Below are 14084 nucleotides of genomic sequence, written 5' to 3' on the forward strand. Positions count from 1 at the left end.
CCGCGTATTTAGCAATAATTCTATCTATGAGAGTATTATGGGGATCTAATACAGGGATTCAAGGGAAGTCATACAACGAGGAGTTAAAAAAGTATGCAAAAGGCTAAGATGACACCATCTTCACAATTTAAAACTATCGGTATTGTCGGACACCCAAGGCACCCTGAAGCACTGGCGACCCATGAACTTATCTATCATTGGCTAATTTCAAAAAATTACCACGCAATAATTGATAAACAAGTGGCTAAGGATTTGAAATTAAAAGATGCCAATACAGGGACTTTAACAGAAATCGGTCAACAAGCCGATTTAGTCGTTGTTGTTGGAGGTGATGGCAACATGCTTGGAGCCGCGCGAATTTTATCCCGCTATAACAATAAAGTTATTGGTGTAAACCGCGGCAATTTAGGTTTTTTAACCGACCTGGACCCCGACAATGCCCTTCAACAACTTTCTTGTGTTCTTGATGGCGAATATCACGAAGAGCAGCGCTTTTTATTAGAAGCTCAAGTTATTAAAGCGAATCAAAAAGCCCGTAAAAGTAGCGCCATCAACGAAGTGGTTCTGCACCCTGGTAAAGTCGCGCATATGATTGAGTTTGAAGTTTACATTGATGAAAAATTTGCCTTTTCACAACGCTCAGATGGCTTAATTATTGCGACCCCGACAGGCTCAACAGCCTACTCTTTATCCGCTGGGGGGCCTATCCTGACACCGAATCTAGACGCTATTGTACTCGTGCCGATGTTCCCACACACCCTATCGTCTCGCCCGCTAGTGATCAGCAGCGACAGCAGTATCCGCTTAAAATTTTTACGAACCAATATTGATTATGAAGTCAGTTGCGACAGTCAAATTATGCTACCCATACAGGATGGCGAAGAGGTGATTATTAAACGCAGCTCGAAGAGCCTGAATTTAGTTCATCCAAAAGATTATAATTATTTCAATACATTAAGTTCAAAACTCGGTTGGTCTAAAAAAACTTTTTAAATTTTTCGCACTGCCTCTTTACTGTATAAAAAAACAGGCTAAACTGTATGAAAACACAGGTGTGTATTTAAACAGGAGAGCGCAGATGCTAACCCAACTAACCATCAATAATTTTGCTATCGTTCGTGAGTTAGAAATCGATTTTCGTAGCGGTATGACGACAATTACAGGTGAAACCGGTGCGGGGAAATCCATTGCTATCGATGCTCTTGGTTTATGTTTAGGTAACCGAGGTGAAGCCAATATGGTTCGCCCTGGCGCTCAACGTGCCGACTTGTGTGCTCGCTTTTCACTATCTGACGCTCAAATGGCGGCAAACTGGCTCATTGAGCATCAGCTTGATAATCAAAATGAGTGCTTACTTCGTCGAACCATCGCTATTGATGGACGCTCTCGAGGCTTTATTAATGGTGTCTCCGTTCCCTTATCCCAATTACGTGAACTGGGCGCATTACTGATCCAAATTCATGGCCAACATGCCCACCAACTATTATTAGATAATGACCATCAGCAATCCTTACTTGATGCCTACGCTAATCAGCAAGAATTACTCGCTCAAATGAAGCAAACGTGGCAAAAATGGCATGAATCTTGTCAGCAATTAGCTGTTTTTCAAAAACAAATGCAAGAGCGTGAGTCTCGCCAGCAATTGCTTGATTATCATTTAAAAGAGCTCAATGAGTTCCTACCTATTCAAGGGGAGTTTGAGGAAATTGACCAAGAATATAAGCAGCTTGCTAATCACGGGCAATTTTTAACTATTGGGCAAACAACAGCACAAATTCTGACAGAAAGTGATGATGCGAACGTCATCAGCCTTCTCAATATGGCAAAAAATGAGCTTTCCGACTTAGTCGCTCTGAACCCTAAATTCTCAGGGTTATTGGATATGCTGGAAGAAGCGACCATTCAAGTTAGCGAAGTGAGTGATGAAATTAAACATTACTGCGATCAATATGAATTAGACCCAAATCGTTTATTTGAATTGGAACAGCGAATTTCCAAACAAATTAGTTTGGCACGTAAGCACCACGTTACGCCTGAAGCTCTACCTGAACTTTTCCAGCAATTAGTTGAAGAACAAAATCAGATTGCTAACCAAAATGAAGATTGTGAAGCTTTAAATGCACAAGTCATTGCTGACAACCAAAAAGCGTTAGAATGTGCGGAACGTTTACATCATGTACGCCGGCATTATGCACAAGAGCTCAGCCAGCTAATTACCAGCAGTATGCACCAACTTTCAATGCCTCATGGCCTCTTCACGATTGATGTAAAATTTGTTCCTGAACATTTGCAAATTGATGGTGCCTGCAAAGTCGAATTCAATGTCACTACTAACCCAGGACAGCCACATCAAGCATTAGCAAAAGTCGCATCAGGTGGTGAGCTATCTCGCATCGCTTTAGCTATTCAAGTGATCTCCGCGAAAAAAATGGATACTCCGGCGTTAATTTTTGATGAAGTGGACGTGGGGATCAGTGGCCCAACCGCTGCTATCGTCGGGAAATTGCTCCGTGAACTGGGTGAATCCACCCAAGTTATGTGTGTGACTCATTTGCCTCAAGTTGCAGGCTGCGGTCATCAGCATTTTTATGTTAGTAAAGAAACAAACGGTGTGGAAACCGAGACTCACATGCAATTACTGGATAAAAAATCTAGATTACAAGAACTTGCAAGGTTACTCGCAGGTTCTGAAGTGACAAAAAATACGTTAGCTAATGCAAAAGAGTTGCTCGCAGCTTAAATTTCGACAACTTTTTTTATCTCCTGTTGTCTTAGAGTCGATCTGGAAGGTTTTAAATTGTATCAATGTCGATTATCATTGATGTTCTGACTCCAAAAGGAATGAGATATCCATGCGTTATAAATTGTTAACTGCTGCAGCACTATCATTCGCATTAATGTCCACGGGCTGTTCAATGATGGAACGTCTTGTCTATCATCCGGATATTAACCAAGGTAACTACCTGACGGCGAAAGATGTTGCGAAGATTAAAAAAGGAATGACACAGCAACAGGTTGCTTATGCTTTAGGCACGCCAATGATGACTGACCCGTTTGGTTCTCAGACTTGGTTTTATGTTTTCCGCCAAGAGCTGGGGCATGATCCAGTGAAGCAAGAAACATTGACGCTGACGTTTGATCGCAACGGTATCCTGACAGATATCAAAAACGAAAAAAACCTTGAAGCGCAACAAGCCATGGAAGCTGGTGAAATTAAAGCATCAGAACCAAAAGCAGCGGAATAACACCCTATATAGCGTAATGCTTGAGCGTGTATAACTTGAATATGTATAAGTAGCTACCTGCTCCATTTACATGATGGGATAACAAACAGGTAGTTACTTTAGTGTTTTTGTTCATCCCTTTATAGTTTCTTGTCAATACATAAAGCGCCATCCTCTACGTTCTAGCCTATCAATCGAGGCATCCATCGCACCCACAAAGAAAAAACCTATAAATTAGATACAAAAAAACCAAGCTTTCACTCGGCTTCATATCAAATTGATTCACTCACTACGCAATATCTTATTTATTATTCTCTTTCGATTTTTCAGCTCGCTTGCGACGTAGCTCTTTCGGGTCGGCAATCAATGGGCGATAAATTTCGATTCTATCCCCTTCTTGAACGACATCACCCAATTTCGCTGGGCGACTATAAATGCCCACTTTATTTTTCTTTAAATCGATATCCGAACGCAACGTTAAAATACCCGACGCAATAATTGCTTCTTCAATCGTGGTTCCTTCTGCAACCTTCACAGAGAGCAAAAATTGCTTTTCAGGCAACGCATAAGTCACTTCAATATTGATATCAGACACGGTAAACGACCTTAGCGCGAGACGTAAATGCTTGAACCATATTATTAGCCAGCTCTTTGAATATTTTACCGAATGCCAATTCAACCAGCTTGTTCGTAAATTCAAAATCGAGATGAAATTCAATTTTACAGGCGTCAGCACTCAAAGGAATAAACTGCCATCCCCCAGTTAAGGCTCTAAAAGGGCCTTCAACTAATTGCATTTGGATACGTTTATTTTCTTCCAACGTATTTTTCGTAATGAAGGTTTTGCTAATTCCCGCCTTTGAAACCTCAACCGAGGCCGTCATTTCATCAGAATTTTGGCTAATAATTCGGCTTCCAACGCATCCCGGTAAAAAACTTGGATATGAAATCACATCATTCACAAGTTTATACATTTGTTCTGCGCTAAAAGGGACTAACGCAGAGCGACTAATCTGTGGCATATCAATTCCTATCCCCAAAAACTGCGCATATAATAGCACCATTGATGGGTTACTCAAAAAACAAAACCCGTGCAGGGCAAGAAATGCACAATCGCAAAAATATCAGTGTTGAACGATTTCATTCAACGCATCTTAACGTATAATGAATGAACTATGACAAAGAAAAAACCATATAAACCCGGTTCAGCAACAATTGCTATGAACAAACGTGCTCGCCACGAATATTCTATCGAAGAGGAGTTCGAGGCGGGTTTATCCCTACAAGGTTGGGAAGTTAAATCATTACGCGCGGGCAAAGCCAACATTGGTGATAGCTATGTTTTACTGCGAGATGGTGAAGCCTATCTGTTTGGTGCCAACTTTACACCACTGACGGTAGCGTCATCCCATGTCGTCTGTGATCCAACTCGCAGTAGAAAATTACTTCTTAATCAGCGTGAATTAGATACCCTTTACGGTAAAGTTAACCGTGAAGGCTATACCGTCATCGCTCTTTCCTTATATTGGAAAAACGCGTGGTGCAAAGTGAAAATTGGCGTCGCCAAAGGTAAAAAAGCCCACGACAAGCGTTCTGATATCAAAGATAGAGAGTGGCAATTAGATAAAGCACGAATAATGAAACATTCTAATCGCTAAGTCCTAGCTTTATAGAGTTATTTTCTGTTATACTGCGCTCATAACTTGGGGCTGATTCTGGATTCGACGGGATTTGCGAAACCCAAGGTGCATGCCGAGGGGCGGTTGGCCTCGTAAAAAGCCGCAAAAAAATAGTCGCAAACGACGAAAACTACGCACTAGCAGCTTAATAACCTGCTTAGAGCCTTCTCTCCCTAGCCTCCGCTCTTAGGACGGGGATCAAGAGAAGTCAAACCCAAAAGAGATCGCGTGGATGCCTTGCCTGGGGTTGAAGCGTTAAACTTAATCAGGATAGTTTGTTGATGGCGTGTCTGTCCGCAGTTGGCAAATGAAATTAAAGACTAGACTAAGCATGTAGTACCGAGGATGTAGAAATTTCGGACGCGGGTTCAACTCCCGCCAGCTCCACCAATTAAATCAAGGGGTTGCGTGAAAACGCAGCCCCTTTGTTTTATCTAATGTCCACTTTGTGACTGCCACTTATAATCAAGCTCAATCACCTCCCCATCATGATCTCTTTCTAACTAGATCGCGGAGCTAACACCTCGCGGTTACCATTATGAATCGGCTCACTGACTATACCGTTAGATTCTAACTGTTCAACGATCATTGCCGCTCTGTTATAACCGATTCTAAATTGCCTCTGAATACCTGAAATAGAAACGCGCTGTTGCTCTACAACAAATTCAGTTGCTTGATCAAATAATGGGTCAAGCTCTTCCTCTGACATACCACTATTCTGGGCATCATTATAAAGATTAAGATAACTCGCACTTCCCCATCGTTTACAATAATCGACTGTATCCCTGATATCTGAATCACTCACATAAGTACCTTGAATCCTAGTCGGTTCAGATAAACTCGGTGATGCGAATAGCATATCCCCCAAACCAAATAGTGATTCTGCACCATACTGATCAAGGATTAAATTAGAGTCAGCCCTAGAGGACACAGAAAGAGCAATGCGTGTAGGAATATTAACTCGAAGCTGTGTGCCAATACTGGTGGATAAAGGGCTACGAGTTGTCAGAATTAAGTGAATACCAACCGCATGACCTTGCTGGCTCAATAGAACCAACATTTCTCCTATTTGCTTATATTCACCAATAAGTTGGACGTAATCATCAACACAAACAACAATTTCAGGCTCACAACCTAAATACGGATGCTCACTGTCACTTTCTCTAGGACGCCAGAAAGGATCAGGCAAAGGCATATTTAGCTCTTTCGTATTTGATATTACTTTATTGTATCCACTCAAATTACGTTGATTTAATGCGCCAAATAATTTTTGACGGCGCTGCAATTCCGCGACCAAAAACGTTAATGGATTTATTGACTGAATAGGAGCAGAGATAACAGGAAATAATAAGTGAGGTATATCGTTATATAAGCTGAGTTCAAGCTGGCTTGTATCAAACATCACAAAGCGAACTTTATCCGGCGAGTTTCTGTATAAAATGCTCATTACCAAGGAATGCATTAACATTGACTTGCCTGAGCGCGTCACGCCTGCAATAAGTAAATGCGGCATTTGAGCCAGATCCCAACCAATTGGATCTCCAATAATATCTTCGCCTAACATGACTGAAAGAGAGGATAAACCACCACTTCCGCACCATACATTAAAGCACTCAGCAAAAGGTACTACTCGACGATAAGTGTTAGTAACGCGTAACCCGATACAAGGCGTCCCTGCAATAAAATCAATGATTTTTATATCAACGACACTCAGGAAGCGACACAACTCTGGCACTAGCGCCGTCACTTGAGATGCTTTTATCCCCCTGCCCAGCTCGATTCTAAAGAGTGTAAATGTTGCGCCTTCGTCATAGCCGACAACCTCTCCTCTTATTTGGTATTGCAGAAAGCAAGATTCAATAGCACGAGCCATCATATCTAGCTCTTGAGGTGACCAACAAAACACAGAAGTATGAATAAACGGTTGTGACATCAAATTTCTCCTGAATAACTATTTATCTTTTAATATAAGGAATTATCGGGAAAACTGATAATCAATCATGTATGCCCCCATAGGGCTCGTTTTTACTCTGACCCAGAGCACTCCTGTATTTTTCAACGTTTTCGAGTTTGGCTCTTTGATGCAAGATAATGTCCACCGGTCAGTATAGATTTCTTTTATCCATATACCATATTCACATCTACCCGATTTACCAACTCTCGGCCCTGGTGATACGATTTCATATTCTGTTTGGTAGCGAACTGTTTTATTTGCCAATGAATAGGCAAGCACATCAAATAGAGGCACGATAAACATAAGTCCAAGGAATCCGCCCCAAAGAAAATTACTATATACTTGTTTTTTAGGGCGCAGAAAGGTACTCCAAACGCTGCCAATTACCCCAGTGAAAATGGCAAAAACAATAGAAATTGTCCATATTGGAAACCATTCGAATAACACAACATTGTCGCCTAAAAAAAACGACAGAAATAGATATGCTAGCCAATAGCAATAAAGGATAAAAATAAAATAAGTAGATAATGATTTTTCCTTGTTACCCTTACTGTATGATTTGAATTGATAGTCCATAAAATTCTTACATCGCTAAAATACGCGCTTATATAGGCATTTATACTTAATTCACTTTAAATTAAGCCAATTATTTTTATCATGAAATTACGGCCAAGTAGATACAGTCTTTACAAATAGGCAATCTATTTGGCTTCAATAAATTAAATCACATATTGTTTATATCTGAAAATCTTTATGCCTTACTGATAAATAACACTCTATTTCACTCCATTGAAAAAATGTAAATTATGATATATCAAGTTAATATTTTTCTAATTCAAACGTAAATCCAGCATATAACAAGGTCAAATAAGCTCTTTATCACATAAATATCTAATGTGAGACACTTTCCTCTAGATAGCAAAAACAATGGCCTTAAGACTCAAAAACTATGAACCTTAATAGTAACTGAGTGATTTGCCCTCTATCACCTAAAGAAATCTCAGCCCTACTCGCTGCGGCAAGATACGAGCAATAGAAAAACTTATTTCAGTTTGCCATTAATACTGGGTTAAGAAGTTCTGAATTATGCGCATTGAGATGGAGCGATATAGATTTTTTAGAGAATACCGCACACGTGCAGTCCGCCAGCGTAGTAGGTGTTATTAAGAAAACCAAAACTAAAGCTGGTACCAGAAAGGTAGAGTTGAATAGTGAAGCCATGAACGCCCTAAATGACCAAAAGCAATTCACGTTTATGAAAGATGGTGTAATTTTTGAAGACCCGAAAACAAATAAAGTCTGGGCAGGTGCTGATGCGATCAGGAAAAAAGCATGGGTACCGACGCTGAAAAAAGCAGGTATTCGATATCGCAATCCATATCAAACTAGACATACCTTTGCCACGAGGTATATCAGCCAAGGCGCTAATCTATTTTGGCTAGCAGGACAAATGGGGCATAAAGGGCCTGAGATGCTGTTTAGGCATTATCTTAAAGAGTATGACGGCTATACAGCTTATAATATTAAGTATCAAAATTTCTCTTCAGCTAATTAATACTTCTTTTATCAGGAACTATATGAATATAAAACGCCCTGAGATAGTTTAACTCGGGGCATATTTAAATTAACATCAGCCTTTTAATGTGTGATATTTAGTATTATCATCTTATGCAAAATTCGCATTTAGAGGATAAGTATTTATATCAACTTCATTAACTTGTCGCCTAGTTAGATCAACTATCTGAAGTAATGTATTTTCAAATTGACTATTACCAACAAACTCATCACCAGGAGAAATTGCTCCACATAATAAAAATGGTAGGGCAGGTTTTTCTGAAAAAACATCAAAATTACTATGATGAAAATCTCTTACTTTTGATTCTTCATCAGGATTTAGTATCATCAATCCTGTAATTATATTTTTAATATTTGAAATGGAGTGAAGCCCATGCAAATACTTAAGAGTTAAGTCAGGGAGATATTGAGTAAATGCTTTATCGGAATATGTATATTTTGCATCTAAAATAATATATTTTTCATTCTTGTAATTATCATTTATTTTAATAACAAAATCTGGTGATCTATTTGAAAATCGACTAGAACTAGAACGTTTTGATACCTTTCCATTATAAGTAGTCCACCCCTCAGTATTTATAAGCCCTCTAAAATCAACTTTAGGATGATTAACCATCCAATATTTTGGCTCATAAAACAAACTCAACTTTAGACCTTTTTCAATGTTAATGCTAAATAATAATGATTCACTTACAGGTTCACTTGAAAAATTAGAATTATACTTTCTTTCTAAGATAGTCTTAATATAGAATAAAGAATAATATTCAAATAGCTTTGGAATACTCTGAATTGACAACAGCTCTTCTTGTACACTCCAATCAGGACTCCCAAAACGATACCAATCGACTATTTTTTTAAACAGTGATAAATATAAGGGATTCTTTTTGGCTTTCATCGTGAATGTAGGTATACCGACTATATGTTTTTTCGATGGTATTTTTTCAGTCAGCATTCTCTTTATAGAATGAAGATTAGTTAAAATAGATTTACATTTCAATATCTTCCTCTGGTTAATACACTTTTGAAAACGTTGAATTTGACTAAAGAAACTAATATACCCTAGAGGTGTTTCATTTACTTTATTGGTTTTTCCTTCAGGCATTTCAAAACCAAAAAGTAACATTGATGTGGTTTGAATCAAAGTATTTATAAAACCATAGATCACCTGATTTTCATAAACATCTGAATCTTCCGTTGCCTTATGCTCAATTAATTTCCCAGCTATATAGAAACTATCATTGTATTCTAAAATAGCATGATCAATACAATCAGTTTCAGAAAGTTCATCTATATTATTACAAAGCCATGATAGTGTAAGATCATCAACATTAGTGCTATCATTAGGATAAACATATTTTCCTATCGTTGATAATTTAGTAATTGGTCTATTAACTATTTTCTTTACTAATATTGATGTTGTTTCTGTAATATTTTCAATTTGCTCAAGTAAGATTTCTGCAGGAGTATCACCATGCTTATAACCCGCTTGACGACGAGTTACTCTAAAGAAAGAACATAGTACTTCACTATCAACTCCAGCTAGAAATGAAAGCATTTTTTCCACTCGCTCTGCATTTATTTTTCTCGCGAGAACCTCTACTGCTTGAAAGTTAACTATTTCGATGTTTTCTTCAGCTTTCAACTCTAAAGCTAATTCGGCAATGCCATAATAATTATGAAAAATACATTCATAGTTGAACTTCCCTAATCTTCTAGGTTGCCATTTATAAATCCATAAATCATTATGCTGTTCAATCACTGTAGGTTGCATTTCATTTTCATATAAAAGTAAAGATACTCTATCGTAAAATAACTCACTAGAGAATGATATTTCGATAGCTTCATCTTCAAGAATGAAAACAGCTGACTTACTTTTAGATTCAACTAAGGGTAATTCAAAAGCGTCACCTTGACGCTTCCCTCCTAAAATTGATATTTTAATTCTCACCTAAATCACCCTTAAAAATATGAATATGATTCACTATATATATCGCCATTATTTATTATATTTTTTAAAGTTGCCTTAGATAAATTTAAATCAAGTTCAACTAGCTTTTGCTCAAGATTATGTAATCTTTCTTTAAAGCCTGTTCCATATCCTTCAATCAATGGTAAAATATGTTGATTAATAGCAAAATCTAGTGGCTGGATCCTTAAACCTTCAATTTCATTTGCCACATGACAATATCTCTTTATAGCATTATATTTTCTTTGGCTAACTATTACAGATGTTGTTCTATTAATTGGTGCTCTTAAAATTTCAATGATTTGCTCTAGTGAATTTTCTTCTTCAGTAGTAAACGAAGACTCATATAAACTAACATCAAAACACTCATCAAACGATTCGTTATGTATTGCTCCATCAAAATCTATAGTTTTTAACAAACTAGATTTAAAATCTAAATTATGATTCAAGCCTATTACGGGAACACGATCTATCAATCGAGGAGATAAGCGCTCTGTAGATGCATCATTATTTATAGTTGCAATAAAACGTACCCCCTTGGAAACTTTTATGTATCGCTCTTCATCAGAAGGTATGCCCAAATCAATTTTTCTATTCCGTCCTTCAGGATCACACATACTTAAAAAATCAGACCAATAATGCTCAACACTAGAAAGATTTGCCTCATCTAATAAAATTAATTTTAGATAATCTTGATTATGATCGCTTTTCAAAAATTCATAAAGCCCTGTTCTAGCTGGCTGATAAACATCTTTTAATGAATTATAAAAGCCTAATATGTCTCTACTTGAAACCCAAGCTCGCCCTACAGAAATATTAATAAAATTACTTGTGTTATGTGTATTCTCTTCATTAGTCAATCCCATACTTTGAGCAAGCCTAATTGCAGTAGAGGTTTTACCTGTACCTGGGGGACCTGCTAATATAGTCATAAAAGATTGATTTAAGCAAATAAGCAAATTGGCCATTTCATCAAATGAAAAATTTTTACCATTATCATTACTAAATGAATCTATTATATAATTTATATAATCTTTTCTATTATCTTTTGTTAATTTTATCGTCGTTGGAGTTATTTTCGTTTTATATATATTTGGCGAACTCTCTTTATTTCTCCCACCATTTAACAATGTAGTTAAAGTTTTAATTTCAACAGCCTTCTCAAATAATTGAGGGGAATTTAAAGTCGCCTTTTTAAGATTAATAGTTTTTTCAACTGCCTCTTTTTCTTTATCTAGATCTTCTTTTAACCTTTTAAGATAATTTATTTCAGAAACTAATGAATCATAATCATTTACTCTTGATAAAGTTGAATAAAAAGCCTCAAGCTTTTGGTTTGAGTCTGTTATTTTACTCTCTAGAGTGGTGTTTTCTTCTGTTAATGCTTGCTGTTTCTGTAGTAATATTTTATGTGCATCTTCTGCGGTTTGTTTCTTTATTCTTTCGATTTCATCTTTAGCTTTTGATTTTTCTGCTTCAACATTTTTTACTTCAAACTCTAACTCTGATTTTTTACTTGAAATGAGTCTCTCTAACTCATTAAGCTCCTTATCTAATTTTATTTTTTGAATTCTTGTTACTTCCTCCAGTTCCTCTGATTTTTGTTTCACTAATAAATCTTTGTTTTTAGCAAAGTAATTATCTAAATAAAGCCTTCCATCTCTACTTTCAGCTAAAAATTCTTGAACTATTTCTTGACCAAATGGACTAGAATCTAAAAAGTCACCTAACAGTTCTTTAAGTCTTATCAATCGTTCACTATTCTCTAGAACTTTATTTTTTTTTACATATTCATCAATGCCTAGAGATAACTTTTGAGCTTCACTTTTTCCTAACGGATTTTTGTTCTTAGACACTCCGTTACCAAAACCATTTTTAGTGAAATATGATACTAAACGAGTATCAGATATATAATCAACTTGCTCATAGGGTAGAATTGAAATATCTTTCAAGTTATTTATATAGTTTTTATTTTCACCTTTTATAGCCCAATCAGAAATTAATTTATTTTCGACTATACTTTTTAATTCTATTTTTGCAATATGGTCTTGTTTTAATTGTAATGGAGAAGGTGTTGATAATGGCGATAATTGCCAGTTGTTATCTTGTTTAGATGCTTTGAATGGACCATAAATATAATCATTATTTTCGATAAAAAATTGGTTACTCGATGCATCAATATCATGGCTAATATAACCAGTTTTAATATCAGGAAGTTCAGATTTTATAATTGGAATAAAATAATTTCGCTCAAGTCTCTCTACTTTATTCCCTAGTCCAAAATGTTTTTGATATCTAGAGTTATTCTTCCAATCATCATCGTTACTTTCATAAAATTCAGTAAGAATGAAAAGCTCATCATTTCCAAATTGTTGGCTAATATTTGTAAATCCTTTAGATATAAATATTCCACCATTTGGAAAATCGTTAGGGTTTATTTTTTCATACTCTCCACCTTCATTTATATAGGCAACTGGAATAACTAATCCCATATCTGGATTAGATATATGGTTTTCTTCTTTAATAACTAACACCCTATTCATAAGCTCTCTTTATCATAGTAATCAAACGCAATAATAACGCTATATATAATTTACAATGGTTACCATATTGAAATAATAAAAATCATCAAAACTTTTACTGTTCACCATCAAGAAAAATCAATTAAATTCATTTAATTTCAATTAATTACAAATAAAACATCATATTGTATCTTTAAATAATCTAATTATAATATCACTATTCCCGCTTATATCCACAGTGCTTCATCTATATTAGACATGCATCTCATAATTTAATTTTATGTACTATGCATATCGAATTGAAGAATTTCACTTAAGATTCATACCAACCACTAATGATGCTGAAATACTGAAAAACTTTAATAAGTTATATAGTTAGTCTTATTAAAGATAAAAAATAAGAAATTAGTTATTATTGCTGATTATGTAAAAATAATAATATTTTATACTGAATCAATTTGCATGGAGATGTAAAAAGAATTACCTAGATGTGCACATGATTTAGGTTACGTAAAAATATCTTTTCATAATCAATGCATTAAAAAATCACAGACTCAGTTCGACTCCCTCCAATCCAGAAAAAACCAAAAGCCCGCCAATTAATCATGAAGTGACCCCCAATAGTTGGACAACCAATTACTGGGGGTCTTTTTATGTCAAAATACAGTCGCGATTTAAAAATTATCATTGCTAATCAGTGTCTAGCCGGTGAAGCATCTCGCAAGCTTTCAAGAAAATATTCAATATCTTCTCGGCAAATTCGATATTGGTCACAAGTCGTTGCCATTCATGGCGATAACGCTTTCTTGCCCACACCCCATTTGCGTTGTGCAACTGCCAAATTTCAAGCACTTAAACTTATGTGGACAAACGATTGGTCTCTCGGTCACACTAGCGCCATACTGAATTTAATTTCCCCTGGGATCTTATCTGTCTGGCTTGATAGATATAATAAAAATGGATTCAAAGGGCTTGAATGTGGACCCAGAGGACGACCGACAATGAAACACCCTCGTATAACACCAGTACGCTCTGATGATGAAAAAACACTTGAAGAACTCAAAGAAGAGGTTGCTTATTTACGTGCAGAAAATGCCGTTCTAAAAAAGTTGGAAGAGCTGGAACAGATAAAACGACGCCAAGCAAAGAAAAAACGTTAGTTGT

General features: G+C 36.4%; 11 protein-coding genes, 1 other RNA gene and 1 pseudogene. 7 read left to right on the forward strand and 6 right to left on the reverse strand.

Going from position 1 to position 14084, the window contains the following annotated elements; translation table 11 throughout:
• Window positions 1-108 precede the first annotated feature (108 nt).
• The 3 genes from nadK (at window position 109) to bamE (ending at window position 3245) form a co-directional block, all read left to right on the forward strand.
• On the forward strand, window positions 109-993 hold the full coding sequence (gene nadK / locus LDO73_RS12120; RefSeq protein ID WP_181478775.1) for an NAD(+) kinase: 885 nt from the start codon (window positions 109-111) through the stop codon (window positions 991-993).
• Window positions 994-1078: 85 nt separating this feature from the next.
• Window positions 1079-2740 carry a DNA repair protein RecN gene (gene recN / locus LDO73_RS12125; RefSeq protein ID WP_224058096.1) on the forward strand — a complete coding sequence of 554 codons (1662 nt, stop codon included), beginning with the start codon at window positions 1079-1081 and terminating at the stop codon, window positions 2738-2740.
• 112 nt (window positions 2741-2852) lie between these two features.
• Window positions 2853-3245, forward strand: a complete 393-nt coding sequence (gene bamE, locus LDO73_RS12130) for an outer membrane protein assembly factor BamE (RefSeq protein ID WP_224058098.1) — start codon at window positions 2853-2855, stop codon at window positions 3243-3245.
• Window positions 3246-3525: 280 nt separating this feature from the next.
• On the opposite strand, the gene LDO73_RS12135 is transcribed toward bamE, so the two are convergent.
• Together LDO73_RS12135 and LDO73_RS12140 are read right to left on the reverse strand one after the other, a co-directional pair.
• Entirely contained in the window at window positions 3526-3819 is a 294-nt protein-coding gene (locus tag LDO73_RS12135; protein WP_224058100.1) for an RnfH family protein, read from the reverse strand.
• The gene (locus LDO73_RS12140; protein ID WP_224058102.1) at window positions 3812-4246 is read right to left on the reverse strand and encodes a type II toxin-antitoxin system RatA family toxin; all 435 of its coding nucleotides are present in this window, start codon (window positions 4244-4246) and stop codon (window positions 3812-3814) included. The genes LDO73_RS12135 and LDO73_RS12140 overlap by 8 nt, the downstream gene beginning before the upstream one ends.
• A gap of 153 nt (window positions 4247-4399) precedes the next feature.
• Here LDO73_RS12140 and smpB point away from each other — a divergent pair, with 153 nt between their 5' ends.
• Together smpB and ssrA are read left to right on the forward strand one after the other, a co-directional pair.
• Complete coding sequence (gene smpB, locus LDO73_RS12145; RefSeq protein ID WP_006814817.1) at window positions 4400-4882, forward strand: SsrA-binding protein SmpB; 483 nt, start codon at window positions 4400-4402, stop codon at window positions 4880-4882.
• A 47-nt stretch (window positions 4883-4929) separates the two neighbouring features.
• Window positions 4930-5293, forward strand: a transfer-messenger RNA (tmRNA) gene (ssrA, locus tag LDO73_RS12150).
• Between the two features lie 109 nt (window positions 5294-5402).
• Here ssrA and LDO73_RS12155 read toward each other — a convergent pair.
• Both LDO73_RS12155 and LDO73_RS18155 read right to left on the reverse strand, forming a co-directional pair.
• A complete protein-coding gene (locus LDO73_RS12155; RefSeq protein ID WP_224058103.1) occupies window positions 5403-6836 on the reverse strand; it encodes a DNA translocase FtsK in 1434 nt (477 codons plus the stop codon).
• Between the two features lie 42 nt (window positions 6837-6878).
• Window positions 6879-7433 carry a hypothetical protein gene (locus LDO73_RS18155; protein WP_224058105.1) on the reverse strand — a complete coding sequence of 185 codons (555 nt, stop codon included), beginning with the start codon at window positions 7431-7433 and terminating at the stop codon, window positions 6879-6881.
• Window positions 7434-7827: 394 nt separating this feature from the next.
• Here LDO73_RS18155 and LDO73_RS12165 point away from each other — a divergent pair.
• Window positions 7828-8412 (forward strand): annotated as a pseudogene (locus tag LDO73_RS12165) (site-specific integrase); the annotation flags it as partial.
• A 111-nt stretch (window positions 8413-8523) separates the two neighbouring features.
• Here the strand turns inward: LDO73_RS12165 and LDO73_RS12170 are convergent.
• The gene (locus LDO73_RS12170) at window positions 8524-10380 is read right to left on the reverse strand and encodes a nuclease domain-containing protein (protein ID WP_224058107.1); all 1857 of its coding nucleotides are present in this window, start codon (window positions 10378-10380) and stop codon (window positions 8524-8526) included.
• A gap of 11 nt (window positions 10381-10391) precedes the next feature.
• The gene (locus LDO73_RS12175; RefSeq protein ID WP_224058108.1) at window positions 10392-12941 is read right to left on the reverse strand and encodes an ATP-binding protein; all 2550 of its coding nucleotides are present in this window, start codon (window positions 12939-12941) and stop codon (window positions 10392-10394) included.
• Window positions 12942-13573: 632 nt separating this feature from the next.
• On the opposite strand from LDO73_RS12175, the gene LDO73_RS12180 reads away from it, so the two are divergent.
• A complete protein-coding gene (locus LDO73_RS12180) occupies window positions 13574-14080 on the forward strand; it encodes a helix-turn-helix domain-containing protein (RefSeq protein ID WP_224058110.1) in 507 nt (168 codons plus the stop codon).
• Window positions 14081-14084: the final 4 nt, after the last annotated feature.

The organism is Providencia alcalifaciens (assembly GCF_915403165.1).
Classification (GTDB): domain Bacteria; phylum Pseudomonadota; class Gammaproteobacteria; order Enterobacterales; family Enterobacteriaceae; genus Providencia; species Providencia alcalifaciens_C.